Origin of the sequence: Tellurirhabdus rosea (genome assembly GCF_026278345.1) — a bacterium.
Classification (GTDB): domain Bacteria; phylum Bacteroidota; class Bacteroidia; order Cytophagales; family Spirosomataceae; genus Tellurirhabdus; species Tellurirhabdus rosea.
In genome coordinates this window covers 434,667-450,975 of record NZ_CP111085.1, presented here as the reverse complement: position 1 = coordinate 450,975, position 16,309 = coordinate 434,667, and the positions used below count along the sequence as shown (strand labels likewise).

Here is a 16,309-nt window from a genome sequence, read left to right as displayed (position 1 = left end):
ATTTAATATTCCCTGAGTGTGAAGGAGATAAATAAGTAACGCGGGTTTCGACCCGCGTTACGAACAGAAAAGAGATACAATTGGCAAGCCCCGGACTACTGCTTCTTCGCGCCCCCGGCGGCACCCGCGGGTTGTTTTTCGGCAATTTTTTTGGCCGCCTTCTCAAAATCACCGGCTTTGATAACCACCAGCTTGCTGTAATCCATGTACTTTTTCATGGCGGCATTGATCTGGTCCGGCGTCAGGGATTCGATCTTCTTCTCCAGGTCGGCGTCCCAGACCATCATCCGGTTCAGGTCCAGGAAGTAGTTCAGGCGGCTGGCCAGCGAACCATCCTGCGACCGGGTAACCTGACGGCTCTGCAGCCAGCCGCTTTTGGCCGCCTTGATTTCCTCCGGCGAGAAGCCTTCTTTCACCACTCTCTCGAACTCTTCCTGATAGGCTTTTTCAAGCTTCTCGGCATTTTCGGGATTGTAGATGGCATAGGTCATAAACGAGCCCACCTTGTCGCGCGGGTCGGCACTCACCTGCGAGCCTACGCCGTACGAAATGCCTTCTTTCTGCCGAATCCGGGTAGCCAGCCGGGAATTGAGGAACCCGCCGCCAAACATGTAGTTCCCCAGCACCAGCGCCGGATAGTCCGGGTCATCGTCGCGCATGGCGATCTTGTAGCCCGCTACGTAGGTGGCATTGGCCTTGTCCGCCGTCTGGACGGACTGCGTGCCCGGTTTGATTTCCTGATACGACTGGGCAATCCGGGTGTAGGGCTTTGGCGACTTCCACCTGGCCAGATCGGTTTTCAGCATGGTTCGCAGCGACGCTTCGTCGAAATCGCCGACCACGGCCACGGTAGCGTTATCGGCTCCGTAGAAGTCCTTGTAAAACTGTTTGACTTCATCCAGCTTCAGGTTTTTGATGGCTTCAATCTGCTCGTCGAAGGTCATGACGTACATCGGGTGGCCTTTCGGATACGGGTTCAGGGTCCGCTGGGAGAGGTTGAAGGCAATGGCATCCGGTTCCTGCTTCTGGGCTTCGATGCCGGCCAGGCGTTCCTGCTTCAGTTTTTCAAATTCGGCTTCCGGGAACGTCGGATTTTTGAGGTAATCCGTCACAATCTTCATCACGGCCGGCAGGTTGTCTTTGGACGTTTCAACCGATACGCCCGCCGTCTGTCCGCCGCCGTAGGTGTACACGCGTGCCTTCAGCTTGTCGAACTCGTCCCGGATCTGCTGGTAGGTGCGGGTTTTGGTGCCGCGTTCCAGCATGGCCGCCGTAAAGCTGGCGGCGGTGGCCCGGTTCATCAGGGTTTTGTCGTCGCCAAAACGAAGCGTAAGCTGGGCGTTGACGCTGTTGCCGCGGGTCGATTTGGGCAGCAGGGCGTATTTGAGGCTTTTCGGCTCCTGGCCGCGTTTGGTGCGGGCGTCGATGTTGGCGGGAGTGACGTCAAACGCTTCCCCGGCAGCCAGCGCCTTTTCGCCCTTGTACTCTTTCACCATCGCCATCACATCCGGCTTCTCCGGGATTTCGGCCCGGTCGGGCGTCTGGTCCGGAATAAACGTGCCGACCGTGCGGTTCGAGGGCTTCAGATAGGCCGCCGCCACGCGCTGCACATCGGCGGGCGTTACCTTCCGAATCCGGTCGCGGTAGAGGAAGACCAGCCGCCAGTCGCCCGCGGCCATCCATTCGCTCAGGTTTAGCCCCACGCGGTCGGAACTCCGGAACAGGGTTTCGATGTCGGTGAGCAGCTTGGTTTTGGCCCGCTCCACTTCCTCGGCCGTCGGCACTTTTTTCGCGGCGGCATCCAGCGTACTGAGCAGGGCGGTTCGGGCCGAGTCCAGCGATTGTTCTTTCCGCACTTCGGCGTAGAAATAGGCAAAGCCGGGGTCGTGCAGGGCGGGGGTCCAGCCGTACTGGAACGCCGCTTTTTTCGATTCGACCAGCGCCTTGTACAGTCGGCCCGAAGGTTCGTTCGTCAGCACGTCCATCAGCACGTCGAGCGTCGCGTAGTCCGGATGGGCACCCGCCGGGGTGTGGTAGGCGACGCCTACGCCCTGCGTATCGCCGACCCGCCGCAGCGAGACAAAACGCTCGCCGTCCTGCGTAGGCTCCACCGTGTAGGTTTTGGCCAATTGGCGCTCCGGACGCGGAATGGAGCCGAAGTGCTCCTGAACCAGCTGGATGGTTTTGGCTTCGTCGATCTTTCCCGCCACCAGCAGAATGGCATTGTCGGGCTGGTAGAATTTTTTGTAAAAAGCCCGCAGGTTGTCGATGGGCACCCGCTCGATGTCTTCCCGGGAGCCGATGGTCGATTTGCCGTAATTGTGCCACAGATAGGCCGAGGAAAGAATGCGCTCCATCAGCACGTACTGGGGTGAGTTTTCGCCCATTTCAAATTCGTTGCGCACCACGGAGAATTCGGTCGCGAGGTCTTCCGCTTTGATGAAGGAGTTAAGCATCCGGTCGGCTTCCAGATCGAGCGCCCATTTCAGGTTTTCGTCGGTGGCCGAAAAGGTTTCGAAGTAGTTCGTGCGGTCGTACCAGGTCGTGCCGTTGGGCCGGGAGCCGTGTTCGGTCAGTTCCTGCGGGATGTTGGGGTGCTTGGTCGAGCCTTTGAACACCATGTGTTCGAGCAGGTGCGCCATGCCGCTTTCCCCGTATCCTTCGTGCCGGGAGCCTACAAGGTAGGTAATGTTGACGGTAATCGTCGGCTTCGACGGGTCGGGAAAGAGCAGGACCCGCAGGCCGTTCTTCAGCTGGTACTCCGTGATGCCTTCCACGGACGTTACCTTGGTGACGCCCTCGGGCAGACTCTGGGCCAGCAGACTCGTGGTGCCGGGCAGCAGAACCGCCAGCAGGAGCAGGCGGGTGATGGTGAGAAGTGTTCGCATAGGGGAACCTGGAAGAGTAAGGTTATCGTTGCCCTATAGTTAGGAAATTAGCGTATCAGTGTCAAGATGAGGAGGATAGGCGGTATCTTCGGAAAATAAAAAAGCCGACCTCGGCAGGTCGGCTCTATGTTTGTTGAAGTGCGTAATCCAGACACCAGAAACTATATAACCAATTTTGGTTACACTTGTTCACACAATCATGCTGCCTCGATAGTTTCTGTTTTCATAACGCTTTCGAACCGGCGGAAATTGTCCTCGAACGCGCTGGCCAGTTCCGCCGCTTTCGCCAGATACTCTTCCTGATTAATCCAGGTCTGCTGCGGGTCCAGCAACTGGTGCGGAACGCCGGGGCAGGTGGTCGGCATGCGCAGGCCAAAGACCGGGTGCGTGATGTAGGTAGCCGCCACCAGTTCGCCTTTCAGCGCCGCCCGGATCATCGCCCGGGTAAAATCGAGCCGGATGCGTCGCCCCGTGCCGTAAGGTCCGCCTGTCCAGCCGGTATTGATCAGCCAGACATTGACGTTGTATTTCTCGATGAGTTCGCCCAGCAGTTCGGCATACCGGACCGGCGGCAGGGGCAGAAACGCCGCGCCGAAGCAGGTGGAAAAGGTGGCTACCGGCTCGGTAATGCCCATTTCGGTGCCTGCCAGCTTGGAGGTATACCCCGACAGAAAGTGGTACATCGCCTGTTCGGCCGTCAGCCGCGAAATCGGCGGCAGCACCCCGAACGCATCGGCGGTCAGGAAGAAAATATTTCGGGGGGCACCCGCTACCGACGGAGCGGCGGCGTCCGGAATGTAGTCGATGGGATAGGCCGTGCGGGTGTTTTCCGTTACCGACCGGTTGTCGTAATCAACTTTTCGCGTGCCGGGAAAAAAGCGCGTATTTTCCAGGACAGCCCCGAACCGGATGGCATGGTAAATCTGCGGCTCCCGTTCGGCGCTCAGGTTGATGACTTTGGCGTAACAGCCGCCTTCAAAATTAAAGATTTCGTCACCGGCCCAGCCGTGTTCGTCGTCGCCGATCAGCCGACGTTCCGGGTCCGCCGAAAGGGTGGTTTTGCCCGTTCCCGACAGGCCGAAGAACAAAGCCGTATCCGGACTGCCGTTCGGACCTTCGGCGCCGATATTGGCCGAGCAGTGCATGGACAGCACCCGGCGTTCGACGGGCAGGACAAAGTTCAGGACGGTAAAAATGCCCTTTTTGATTTCTCCCGCGTAACCCGATCCGCCGATCAGAATCATTTTGCGGGAAAAGTCCACAAGAGTAAAGTTGGCTTTGCGGGTTCCGTCCGTGGCCGGATCGGCCTGAAAACCCGGTACGCAGAGGATGGTCCAGTCGGGTTCGAAGTCGGCCAGCTCGGCAGGGGCGGGGCGCAGGAAGAGGTGGTTACAGAAAAGACTCTGCCAGGCCTGGGTCGTCACGACGGCGATGTTGAGGCGGTAGGCGGGGGAGGCGCAGGCGCGGGCGTAGCGCACGTATACATCTTTCTCGGCCAGGTACGCCAGCATTTTGAGCCGGAGCTGCTCGAATTTTTCGCTTTCAAACGGCTGGTTGATATCGCCCCATTCCACGGTATCCCGGGTTTTGTCGTCGCAGACGATAAACTTGTCTTTCGGCGAACGGCCCGTAAACGTCCCCGTATCACACATGAGCGCCCCGGTTTCGGTCAGGACGCCCTCGCTGCGGGCCAGCGCGTGTTCGACCAGCTCGGCCGGCGACAGATTCAGGTAAATGCTCCGGCACTCGGCCAGACCCAGGCGCGCCAGCAGCGAAGTCGCCGGTGCGGATGCAATTGTTTTGGTCGCAATCATGGAAATGGTGTTGAGAAGTGAAAAACGATTGAGTGAATGAGCGATTGAGTGATTGAGCGGTTCATCACACAATCACTCAATCGCTCATTCATAATTTGTCAATGAAACTGTTCCTCCTCCGTCGAGCCTTTCAGCGCGGCGGTGGAGGCCAGACCGGCCGTGACGACGTTCTGGACGGCATCGAAGTAGCCCGTGCCGACGAAGGCCTGGTGTCTGACGGCCCTGAAGCCGCTGCTTTGCAGGGCAAATTCCCGCTGCTGAAGCTCCGAGAAACCGGCCATACCGCGTTCCACATAGGCTTTCGAGAGTTCGAACATGGCCGTGTTGAGCGCGTGAAAGCCCGCCAGGGTGATGAACTGGAACCTGTAGCCCATGTCGGCAATCTGCTCCCGGAAGGCCGCCATCTGCTTTTCGTTCATGAACTTGGCCCAGTTGAAGGAGGGCGAACAGTTGTAGGCCAGCAGTTGGTCGGGGTACTTCTCCCGGATGCCCTGCGCAAACTCGCGGGCCAGGCCGAGGTCCGGATTGCCCGTTTCCATCCAGATCATGTCGGCGTAGGGCGCGTAGCTCAGGCCCCGGTCGATACCCTGTTCCAGGCCGTTGTGGACATGGAAGAACCCTTCTGACGTGCGGCCTCGGCCGGTTTGGATGAATTTCAGGTCGCGTTCGTCGATGTCGCTCGTGATGAGGTTGGCGGCTTCGGCATCGGTACGGGCGACCAGCACCGTCGGCACGCCCATGACGTCGGCGGCGAGGCGGGCGGCTACGAGTTTGTTGATGGCTTCCTGCGTCGGCACGAGCACCTTGCCGCCGAGGTGGCCGCATTTTTTGGCGCTCGACAACTGGTCTTCGAAGTGCACCCCCGACGCGCCCGCTTCGATCATCATTTTCATGAGTTCAAAAGCGTTGAGGTTGCCGCCGAATCCGGCTTCGGCATCGGCCACAATGGGCACCAGCCAGTCCGTGTTGCCGTCGCCGCTGACCGACTGAATCTGGTCGGCGCGCAGCAGGGCGTTGTTGATCCGCTTCACCACGGCGGGCACCGAATCGGCCGGATACAGGCTCTGGTCGGGGTACATATGGCCGGAAAGGTTCGCGTCGGCGGCCACCTGCCAGCCGCTGAGGTAAATCGCCTTCATCCCGGCGGCCACCTCCTGAATCGCCTGGTTGCCGGTGAGTGCGCCAAGACCGGCCACCCAGCGGTCTTCCTGCAGCATGCGCCACAGTTTTTCGGCCCCGCGCCGGGCCACGGTGTACTCGATCTGGTACGATCCGCTCAGGCGGACAACCTCTTCGGCCGTATACGGTCGTTCAACGCCGCGCCAGCGGGGATTCAGCGCCCAGTCCTGAATCAGGCCCTGGATCCGGTCTTGTGCACTTTTCATGGAAGCTTTACGAGTTATAGGTTGGAATAAAATGAATCCGGGCAATTATTAATGACTGAATGAATGAGTGATTGAATGACTGGCTCTGCCGGTTCTGCTGACGACGCTGAGCCAGCCATTCAGTCATTCAGTCAATCAATCATTCAATCATTTCATACGCTCCCAGCGTCAGGAATGCGTCGAATGACTCCTGCGTTACAAGTCCATCGAAGAGGCGGGCGGCTTCGCGGAAACGGCCCTGGTTATAGCGTTCGGAGCCGAGACTGCGGCGGATGGCTTCGATTTCCTCAAACAGCACCTGTTTGTACCAGGAAACATCGATGGGGCGGCCGTCGTAGGTTTTGGCCCCGTGCCGAAGCCACTGCCAGACCTGCGCGCGGCTGATTTCGGAGGTGGCGGCGTCTTCCATCAGGTTGTGAATGGCGGCGGCCCCGACGCCCCGCAGCCAGGACTCGATGTACAGTATACCCACGTTGATGTTCATCCGCAGACCCGCCTCAGTGATGCTGCTGCCGGGAATGGTGGGATTCAGCAGGTCGCGGGCGGTGATGGACAGGTCGGAAAGCCGTTTTTCTTTCTGGTTGGGCCGGTCGCCGAGCACGGCATTGAAAGGAGCCATCGCGACGGGCACCAGATCGGGATGGGCCACCCACGTTCCGTCGAAGCCCGTGGCCGCTTCCAGTTCCTTGTCGGCTTTCACTTTGTCAAAAGCAAACTGGTTGATTTTCGGGTCTTTACGGTTCGGAATAAACGCCGCCATCCCGCCGATGGCATGAATGCCCCGCTTGTGGCAGGTCTGCACCAGCAGCTGCGCATAAGCCCGCATGAACGGCGACTGCATGGTGACCTGCGAGCGGTCGGGCAGGAGATAAGCCGGATGGGCCTTCAGCTTTTTGATAAAACTGAAAATGTAATCCCAGCGTCCGGCGTTCAGACCGGCAATATGGTCGCGCAGTTCGTAGATGATTTCGTCCATCTCGAACGACGCCAGAATGGTTTCAATCAGCACCGTGACCTTGATGGTGCCGACCGGCAGACCGACGTATTCCTGCGCAAAAACAAACACCTCGTTCCAGAGGCGCGCCTCCCGGTGGCTTTCCAGCTTGGGCAGATAGAAGTACGGCCCGGAGCCGCGCCGGAGCAGTTCGTGCGCGTTATGGAAAAAATAGAGTCCGAAGTCGAACAGGGAACCAGAGACGGGCTGGCCGTCGATGGTCAGGTGGCGTTCGGTCAGATGCCAGCCCCGCGGACGGACCTTCAGCACGGCGACCTGCGGTTTGAGGGCGTACGTTTTCCCGTTTTCGGCCGTAAAATCAATCTGGCGCCGGATGGCATCCCGCAGGTTGATCTGTCCCTGAAGAAGATTGTCCCAGGTGGGCGAGTTGGCATCTTCAAAGTCCGCCATGAACACCCGGGCCCCGGAGTTCAGGGCGTTGACGATCATTTTCCGGTCAACGGGGCCGGTGATCTCCGTCCGGCGGTCCTGCAAATTGGCCGGATACGGGGCCGCCTGCCAGTCCTGCCGACGAATTTCTGCCGTTTCGGTAAGGAAATCGGGCAGCTCTCCGGCATCAATCCGGCGTTCCCGTTCCTGCCGACGAGTCAAAAGCTCCCGTCGGGCGGGTTCGAAGCGGCGGTGCAGTTCGGCCAGGAAAGCCAGCGCCTCGGGTGTCAAAATCTCTTCGTAACCGCCTGAAAGGTTGGCGGATAAACGTATCAGGGTGTCGTTTAACGTTTCAGTGAGGCTCATGTGCATCGGAGGTTTAGCGGCAAGGCAGCAGCGCGTTGCAAACTTGGATCAAACATAATCAGCGAATCAATTCATGTCAAGCGAATATTCGCTAAAGGGATATAGATTTGCTAAAATTTATAAATTCGTTACCTTCAGGATGGTATAGGTCCGGCAGGAGATGCTTTTTAAAAAGGGAGTGTCGGTCCCTGTACCGCCTGCAAATGATGATTTAACGCTTACCTCTGTTTCCATGACGACAAATGCTGAAAAAGTCCGCCTGATATTTGGCCTGAAAGTGAAGCAGTTACGGCAGGACAAAGGAATTCCGGCGTACGAGCTGGCGGACCGGGCGGGCGTTTCGCCGTCCTACCTCAACGAGATCGAAAAAGGAAAGAAGTACCCGAAGCAGGAGAAGATTTTTGCGCTGGCGGCCGCTTTGGGGACCGACTACGATACGCTGGTTTCGATGAAACTCAGCAAAAAGCTGGAGCCGATCGCCGAACTGCTGAATTCCAATATTCTGCAGGAAATGCCGCTCGACCTGTTCGGTCTCGATGCGGCTGATTTGCTGGAACTGCTGTCGGCGGCCCCGTCGCGGGTGAGTGCTTTTATCAGCACGATCATCGAAATCAGCCGGACGCACGGCATGAACGTGGAGCAGTTCTATTTTTCGGCCCTGCGTTCGTACCAGGAACTGCACGACAATTATTTTGAAGAAATTGAGACTGTTGCGGATCACTTTCTGTCCGAAAATACCTTATCCAAAGAAATGGCTCTGGCCGCGGGGCAACTCACGGACCTGCTGAGCCACCGCTTCGGCTACCGCATCGAGCCGTTCGAAGAACGCGAACGACCGGCACTGGCCGGGCTGCGATCGCTCTGGCTCCCGGACTCCCGAACCCTGCTGGTCAACAGCCGGATGGAGCCGGAGCAGGTGATTTTTACGCTGGCGCGGGAATTAGGCTACGAGGTCATGCAGATTCGGAACCGGCCCCTGATTTCGTCGGTGATTGAAGCCGAATCGTTTGAACAGGTACTCAACAATTTCCGGGCGTCGTACTTTGCCGGGGCCATTCTGATTCCGAAGATGGAACTGGTGCAGCAACTAAACCGCTTTTTTGCCCGGACTGAGTGGAGCGACCACGCCCTGCCCGACATTCTGGGCCTCTTCCCGGTGACTCCCGAAGTTCTGCTCCACCGCATCAGCAACGTCCTGCCGGGCCATTTTGGCATCAACGAGCTGTTTTTCCTGCGCTTCGACCACCGGACCGGCGAAAAACGGTTTGTGCTTTCCAAAGAAATGCACCTGGCCAAGCTGCACAACCCGCACGCGACCGTGAACGAACACAACTGCCGCCGCTGGGTGTCGCTGACGGCCCTGATGGAACTGGACGAAATGCAGCAGGCGGGCATCTGGAACGGCCAGCCGCTGGGGCGCGGACAGGTGTCGGAGTACCTCGATTCGCAAAGCCGTTACCTGATGCTGACGCTGGCCAAGCCCTCGCCGCCGAAAGCGGGCGTCAACAGCAGCGTGTCCCTTGGTCTGGCCATCGACGACAAGCTCCGGGCGCTGGTCCGCTTTCTGAACGACGACAAACTGATTCATCGCATCGTCAACGAAACCTGCGAGCGCTGCTCCCTGGCCGACTGCCACGAGCGGGTCTACGCGCCGGTCGTGTGGCAGCGCCACCGGCGGCATGAGGAACTGAAACGGGCGGTGAAGGAACTGAGCGCTGGAAACGTAACGGCTTCGGCTTCCTGAATCCGGCTTCCGGGCGCGATGGGTGGCTAGCTCCGGAACTGCCGGATGAGCTTCTCGGACTCTTTGCCGATGTTGTACAGAATGCCCGTCAGCGGCGTCGAAAAGCCGATGAAATAAAGACCCTGAAGGTCCGGCTTAGCGAACCAGAGGGCTTTGGGGTAGCCTTTTTCATTCAGAATCTGCTCCTGAAGAGCCTCCGGAAATAACGCGCCGAGGCCCGGCCGGTAGCCCGTAGAAACGACAACCGCCTCAACGGCCAGGTCTTCGCCGTTCGTGAGCCGGACGCCCCGTTCGGTGAAGCGTTCAACGCCCGGCACGACGTGAATGTTGCCCGCTTTGATCTGGTCGAGCGTGCCGAGGTCGATGACGGGAATCTTGCCCAGTTCGCGAATCTGGTAGGAGGGCGGATAAGGCGGTTTGCGAAGGCCGTAGGGCGACAGGTCCCCGACCGAAATCCGCTGCGACAGACCCGCCATGAGGTCATAAAACCAGTTAGGGAATTTATTCAGAAAGATCGCCGTCGGCTGGGCGGGTTTCCCGAAAACATCGCGTTTGACGATGTTGACCGGACTCCGGACCGAAAGAAACGGGTTGGCCCCGTGCTCGTAGAGGTCGAGGGCCAGTTCGGCGCCCGTGTTGCCCATGCCAATCACCAGCACATTCTTCCCCCCAAAAGCGGCTCCGTTCCGGTAGTCCCGGCTATGCATCAGCGTCCCGGAATATGTCTCCTGCCCCGGCCAGGTGGGCTGAAACGGCACGCGATTATACCCGGTAGCGACCACAACCCGGTCCGCCATAAACCGGTCGATGGCCGTTTCAACAAGCCATGCCCCGTCCGCAGTCCGGGAAATCCGGCGAACGGACTGGTTGAATTCCGGCCGGATGTCAAACTGCTGACAATACAGCTCCAGGTAATCAACGAGTTGCTGCCGGGAGACATAAACGGGATAGTCGTCGGGGAGGGGGAGATGCGGCAGGGCCGAGTATTGCCGGACGGTGTGCAGGTGGAGCCGGTCGTAATGGTTGCGCCAGGAATGACCCACGGCGTCGCTTTGTTCGAGAAGGGTGAACGGCAGTCCGGCGTGGCGCATCTGGCCCGCCATGGCCAGTCCGGCGGGACCGGCGCCAATAATTAAAGTCATTCGGTGTTTTCTGTTTTCGGTTTTCAGTTTTCTGGTGTGGTTATTGGTTTCAACCCGCCAACGTTACAAAACTCTACATAGAAAACTGAAAACCGAAAACGCTTTATTTAATTCGGGTCCAGGTCTGGGTTTTGCCGATGAGCGAAATGCCCACGTAGCCCCGGACGTCGAGCGTATTGGGGTCTTTCAGGGTCATTTTGCAGCTGTATTCCTTGCCGTCCTCCGGGTTGTAGATTTTTCCTTCGTCCCAGACGTTTCCGCCGTCGAACTCAAATCCGGTCATCACGTTCAGTCCCATCAGGGCCCGTCCCCGCAGGCTGGCGTTCGGATTTTTGGCGTCGAGTTTGGGTTTGTTGGTGGAGGGGTCGTTGGGTTCTTTCAGCCAGATGATTTTGCCGAAATATTTTTCACCCTGCTTATAAATCTGGATATGACCGCGTTTGGTGCCGTTTAACCAGGTGCCTACCACCGCATCGGGGTTGTCGCTGGGCGCGAACGCCGTCTGGATGGTCAGCAGAAAGAGGGTGGCAAAGAACCCGAGAACAGAAGGCAACAGACTGGTTTTTCGTTTTGAATGGGACATAACAAAGTAATAATTGAAATACAAAGATAAAAAATCTGAAATGGGAACGAAGTTTCGACGAAACGACTGATTTATTGATTAACTAGGACTCCAAAAGTTTAATGTAAGATCGTATTCTTATCGTGGAATACGCATTTGTTGCCTCATGTTTAAACGCGACCCCGAAAAATCATACCCCACGGAAGTTGAATCCCGGGTGATCATTCGTTTCCAGGACTGCGATCCGCTGCAGCACCTCAACAACGCCAAGTACTTTGATTACTACTTCAACGCCCGCGAAGACCAGGTTTCCAAACAGTACAGTTTCGATTACGGGCAGTTGTTCCGGGAATTTGGCACGAGCTGGGTGGTGTACCAGCACCAGATCGCCTACATCCGTCCGGCGCTGGTCAGCGAATGGATTCGCATTCGCTCCAGGATTATTTTCTACAACGATGACACCATCGTGACCGAGTTTATCATGACCGACGACACCGGCACCCAGCTCAAGAACGTGCTCTGGACCACCTCCAAGTACGTCAGTGTCGCCAACGGCCGCCGCATTCCGCACCACCCCGCCGTCATGGAATTCCTCGAAACCATCTGCCAGCGCGACGTCGATTTCCACAACCTCGACTTCAACCACCGGATCAAGGACATCAAGCAGGAGTTGGCAGGAAAGGGAAATGACTGAATGATTGAATGGCTGAATGACTGAATAGCTCCGCAGTGCCAAGATTAGCGGAACTGTTCAGTCATTCAATCATTCAGTCATTCATTCAATGAAACACTTCCGTCTTTCTCGCTTCCAGCTTCCGGACCACCGGAAGCTCGGCAGGGAGGGGATTGCCGCGGACGTAGCATTTTTCGAGGTTCGGGAGGTTGGCGAGGCTGGCGGGCAGTTCGGTCAGGCGGTTGTGGCCCATGTCCAGTTCGTGCAGCGTTTTGATTCGGGAAACCACCGCCGGAACGTGCCGGAAGGCGTTGTAGCCAATGTCCAGCAATTGCAGCCGACGGGAGCGGTGCAGGCGTTCGGGCAGACTCGCCAGGAAGTTGTGGTGGGCGTAAATCTTCTCCAGCCGCCGCATCCGGTGGAGCTTTTTCGGCAGATTGCCCAGTTTGTTTTCGGAAACCGCCAGCTGCTGCAAGCGGCGCAGGCGACAGATGGCAGCCGGCAGTTCGCGCAGGTTATTGTAGTACAGATCCAGAATCTGTAACCGCTTCAGTTTGCCGATGCCCGCCGGTAACTGGTTCAGACCGGCACTGTAGAGGTTGAGGTCTTCCAGCCTTTTCAGCTTACGCAGCACATCCGTGTTTACTTCGACCAGTTTATTGTGCCCGAGCCATAGGCTCGTCAGGTGGCGACAGTTGGCCACCGAGGCCGGTACGCGCGTCAACTGGTTGTATTGAAGATTCAGGAACGTAAGCCCGGAGCCGGGCGGAATCGTAAAGCTGTTTTCGGTTAATCGGTTGCCGGTCAGGTCCAGGCGTTTGAGACGGGGCAGGGCAAAAAGAGCCTCCGGAATTTGCGTTAGTTTATTACCGGCCAGACTGACCACCTCAACATTGGTAAACCGGTAAAGTTCCTCCGGAACCTCCGTGAGTTCTTCCAGTACCAGCGTAATTCTTTTAACCGTATCGGGTCGGGAGGTTTGCCGAAGTTGCTCCAGAGTCGTGATCAGGTTCTGTTTGTGCGCTGGCGGTTCGGACTCGGGACTGGTCCTGGCGTATACCATCACCCGATAAGGCTGGTTGGCCACGAACGGATATCGGTACGTTTTCAGCCATAAACACAGGGCCGCCTGCACTTCTTTTTCCTGTTCGGCAGAGGGTTTAGCCTCAGACGGTCGGCAGGAGAAGTGAGCGGGCCGTCCGTCTGGATGCAAATAAAGCTGGATTGAAAAAGCCAATCTGGTCTCCTTCAGACTCTGTATCGACCGTAAATGCTTCTTAAAATCCGCCTCAAATTTCTGAGGAGCCAGTCTGAACCGCCTTTCCTCGGGAGAGAGCGCGAAAATCCCGCCTATTTGCATCTGCCGCGCCCTGATATCCGGAAAAAGTTTGGTCTCGGGAGCAAAAGCCTTGTCCAAAAGACGCTGATGCGTTTTCAGTTCTTCTGGCGAAAGACATAAAGGCTGCGCCGCTGCGGAAATGGTTAGTAACAGCCCCACAAGGCATGTGAAAATCCGTTTCATGAGGAGACAAGAAGAGACATAGCAATTAACTAAAATATTAGTTATAAATATTGCATTTTTGTCGAAATCCTAAAAAAAGTTAATTACGAAAAAATTCGTAGCTGATGCTTGACATCTACGAAGCCATTCGTATATATTTGTTACGAAATAATTCGTAGGTCGTGCAACCCCGGCGCTATCAACCGCCTCCTTGACGAAAGCGGAGTCAGCCAGTCGACCAATCAATCATTCAGCCAATTAATCATTCATGACAAAGCCCACAGAATCTGAACTGGAAATCTTGCAGATCCTCTGGTCGCGTGGCCCGTCGACCGTCCGGCAGGTGCACGACGAACTGGCCCGGTCCAAGGATTCCGGCTACACGACGACCCTGAAGCTGATGCAGATCATGCACGAAAAGGGCCTCCTGAGCCGGGAAGAAGAAAGCCGTTCGCACGTGTACGCCGCGGCGGTAGCCGAAGAAGCCACCCGGCAGACGCTCCTCAACCGGTTTGTGGAAACGACCTTCCGTGGCTCGGCGGCCCAGCTGGTCATGCAGGCACTCGGCAACGCCAAAACCTCGCCCGAAGAACTCGACGAAATTCAGCGGCTGATCGCCGAACTGAGCAAAAAACAGTAAACAACATTACTAATGAACATTTCCTAACCGAATCCGGACATGAACAATCTGTTGCTTTTACCCGAAAATCTGGTGGCGGCGCTGGGCTGGGCCTTGCTGCACTCGCTCTGGCAGGGTGTCCTGATCGTGGCGCTGCTGGCCGTGCTGGTCCGCAAACGCCGGACCGCCACCCGCTATGCGCTGGGTGTAGGCGCCCTGAGTCTGCAAGTGGCCGCATTCGTGCTGACCTTTGTTCTGGCGTATGAGCCGCCGCGGCCGGCCGCACCGCTGACCCCGTACACGCCCCTGACGACCGCCGCCTGGCTGGACGAAGCGCCCGCCGCGCTGCCGGTCAACTGGCTGGTTCAGCTCGAATCGCTCCTGCCCATCTTCGTGACCGTCTGGCTGCTCGGCACGGCCGTTCTGGGTTTGCGTCTGGCCGGAGGCTGGCTGCTGGTGCAGCAGTGGACCCGTCAGGGCGTGCAGACGGTGCCGGTGGCCTGGCAGGACCACATTGCCCGGCTCAGCCGGGAGCTGGCCATCGACCGTCCGGTGCGGCTCCTGGAGTCGGTGCGCGTGAGTGTCCCGATGACGGTAGGCTGGCTCAAACCGGTCATTCTGATTCCGGTTGGCATGCTGACGCACCTCTCGCCGCAGCAGGTCGAGGCGGTACTCGCTCACGAACTGGCGCACATCCGTCGGCACGATTACCTGATCAATTTCCTGCAATCCGTTGCCGAAGTGGTGTTCTTTTACCACCCCGCCATCTGGTACCTTTCGTCGCGGGTTCGGGAAGAACGCGAACACCTGTGCGACGAGGTGGCCATTGCCCTCACCGGTCGCCCGCTGGAATATGCCCAGACGCTGGCCGCCGTCGAAAGTCTCCGTCTGGCGGCGCAGCCTTCGCTGGCGCTGGCCTTCGGGGGAACCAAGTCCCAGTTGCTGGAACGCGTACGGCGCGTGCTTGGCGTGGCCGAAGAGCCGTCCTCCCGCGGCATGACCGGATTTCTGCTGGTAGCCGGGCTGGTGCTGATTGCCGGGCTGGCCGTCGCCCGACAGGTGCAGCAGCCGGAAGAAATGCCGACAGTCGAAACGACGATTGAGGAACTGCTGGTCGAAGAGCCGGATACGCTTCTGCCGGAGGCAAAATCACCCGCTACGACCAGCCCCCGGGTGGTGGGAACGCCCCTGGACGCCAAACAGCTTCAGTTGCTGGAAGAAGAGGTTCGGCGGAAAGAAGAAAAAATGGAAGCGATCAGCCGGGAAATAGAGCGGCTGAGCGAACCCCTGGAAAGCCTGAGCGAAAAACTGGGTCAGGAGGGTGCGGCGCTGGAGCGGGTCGGTCAAAAACTCGACGCTCCCGGCCGGAAACTCGAAGCGCTGGGCAACCAGTTTGAAACGCTTGCCGCCCGCATGGCGGAAGACAGTGCCCGCCTGCCCAAAGTCAGGTCGGCCGAACAGAAGGCGTTGAAGGCCCGTATCGCGGGGCAGAAAGCGGAGTTGGCCCGTCTGCAGACCCAGATGGAAACGGTGATCGAAAAGCAGATGCAGCCTCTTCTGAAAGAACTGAATGTCCTTCAACAGGCTAAACTGGCTGGTGTTCAGGATTCCATGCGCCAGTACACCGACCAGATTGCCAGGCTGGCGACCGAGCAGCGCCTGCACGCCGCGGAGTTTGAGCGGGCCCACCGCGAACTCGAACGGGCTCAGCGGGCGCTGGAATTGGCCCGGCCGGAAGACGTACCCGACCCGGTTCTTGCCCCGGCGGCCCCCGCGGCTCCCCGGGCACCCCGGCGGGCAACCACACCCCGGGCGCCGAAACCGGCCGGCGTGAAAGGAGAGTACTGGTACAACGGCAAGCGGTACGACAGCCCGGACGATTTTCCCCGGCCGGCTCCGGTGGCGCGCCCCCCAAAGGCCGCCCGTCCGGCTCTGCCGGCTCCAGCTTCGGCTCCGAATCCTGCTATTACTGCCGAACCAGCCGAAGCGATTGAGCCTGCCCGTCCGGCCAGACCGCCGCGTGCTCCAAAGCCTGCCGATGCGACGACTCCTTCGGCTCCCGCCAATCCTCCGAAGCCGCCAAAGCTGGACGAAGACGAAGCCGTGTGGCTGGAAGCAGTTGACAAGAAGCACAAAGCCGAGGTCGTTGTGATCGTTGACAGCGTCCAGACCCAAAACGGCAGGTGGACCCTACACAAACGGTATCACTATGTGAAGAAGTAAAGAAAGAC

Annotated in this window: 11 protein-coding genes; 4 read left to right on the top strand and 7 right to left on the bottom strand. The window is 58.1% G+C overall.

Features of this window, described 5'->3' with window-relative positions; translation table 11 throughout:
• Positions 1 to 95 precede the first annotated feature (95 nt).
• The 4 genes from ORG26_RS01820 to aceB form a co-directional block, all read right to left on the bottom strand.
• Positions 96 to 2,888 carry a M16 family metallopeptidase gene (locus ORG26_RS01820; protein ID WP_266366815.1) on the bottom strand — a complete coding sequence of 931 codons (2,793 nt, stop codon included), beginning with the start codon at positions 2,886 to 2,888 and terminating at the stop codon, positions 96 to 98.
• Positions 2,889 to 3,085: 197 nt separating this feature from the next.
• Entirely contained in the window at positions 3,086 to 4,702 is a 1,617-nt protein-coding gene (gene pckA, locus ORG26_RS01815; RefSeq protein ID WP_266366814.1) for a phosphoenolpyruvate carboxykinase (ATP), read from the bottom strand.
• Between the two features lie 98 nt (positions 4,703 to 4,800).
• Positions 4,801 to 6,087, bottom strand: a complete 1,287-nt coding sequence (gene aceA / locus ORG26_RS01810; RefSeq protein WP_266366813.1) for an isocitrate lyase — start codon at positions 6,085 to 6,087, stop codon at positions 4,801 to 4,803.
• A 139-nt stretch (positions 6,088 to 6,226) separates the two neighbouring features.
• The gene (gene aceB, locus ORG26_RS01805) at positions 6,227 to 7,837 is read right to left on the bottom strand and encodes a malate synthase A (RefSeq protein WP_266366812.1); all 1,611 of its coding nucleotides are present in this window, start codon (positions 7,835 to 7,837) and stop codon (positions 6,227 to 6,229) included.
• Positions 7,838 to 8,069: 232 nt separating this feature from the next.
• On the opposite strand from aceB, the gene ORG26_RS01800 reads away from it, so the two are divergent.
• The gene (locus ORG26_RS01800) at positions 8,070 to 9,581 is read left to right on the top strand and encodes a helix-turn-helix domain-containing protein (RefSeq protein ID WP_266366811.1); all 1,512 of its coding nucleotides are present in this window, start codon (positions 8,070 to 8,072) and stop codon (positions 9,579 to 9,581) included.
• Positions 9,582 to 9,607: 26 nt separating this feature from the next.
• Here the strand turns inward: ORG26_RS01800 and ORG26_RS01795 are convergent, their stop codons facing one another.
• Together ORG26_RS01795 and ORG26_RS01790 are read right to left on the bottom strand one after the other, a co-directional pair.
• Positions 9,608 to 10,723, bottom strand: a complete 1,116-nt coding sequence (locus tag ORG26_RS01795) for a flavin-containing monooxygenase (protein ID WP_266366810.1) — start codon at positions 10,721 to 10,723, stop codon at positions 9,608 to 9,610.
• Positions 10,724 to 10,826: 103 nt separating this feature from the next.
• A complete protein-coding gene (locus ORG26_RS01790) occupies positions 10,827 to 11,306 on the bottom strand; it encodes a DUF2147 domain-containing protein (protein WP_266366809.1) in 480 nt (159 codons plus the stop codon).
• Between the two features lie 145 nt (positions 11,307 to 11,451).
• Between ORG26_RS01790 and ORG26_RS01785 the strand changes: the two genes are divergently transcribed.
• Positions 11,452 to 11,979 carry an acyl-CoA thioesterase gene (locus ORG26_RS01785; protein WP_266366808.1) on the top strand — a complete coding sequence of 176 codons (528 nt, stop codon included), beginning with the start codon at positions 11,452 to 11,454 and terminating at the stop codon, positions 11,977 to 11,979.
• 85 nt (positions 11,980 to 12,064) lie between these two features.
• Here ORG26_RS01785 and ORG26_RS01780 read toward each other — a convergent pair whose 3' ends face one another.
• Positions 12,065 to 13,171 (bottom strand): leucine-rich repeat domain-containing protein, encoded by a 1,107-nt coding sequence (locus ORG26_RS01780; protein WP_266366807.1) that lies wholly within the window; start codon positions 13,169 to 13,171, stop codon positions 12,065 to 12,067.
• A 556-nt stretch (positions 13,172 to 13,727) separates the two neighbouring features.
• Between ORG26_RS01780 and ORG26_RS01775 the strand changes: the two genes are divergently transcribed.
• Together ORG26_RS01775 and ORG26_RS01770 are read left to right on the top strand one after the other, a co-directional pair.
• Positions 13,728 to 14,099: a BlaI/MecI/CopY family transcriptional regulator gene (locus tag ORG26_RS01775; RefSeq protein WP_266366806.1), complete on the top strand. Its 372-nt coding sequence runs from the start codon at positions 13,728 to 13,730 to the stop codon at positions 14,097 to 14,099.
• A gap of 39 nt (positions 14,100 to 14,138) precedes the next feature.
• Positions 14,139 to 16,301 (top strand): M56 family metallopeptidase, encoded by a 2,163-nt coding sequence (locus ORG26_RS01770; protein ID WP_266366805.1) that lies wholly within the window; start codon positions 14,139 to 14,141, stop codon positions 16,299 to 16,301.
• Positions 16,302 to 16,309 lie beyond the last annotated feature (8 nt).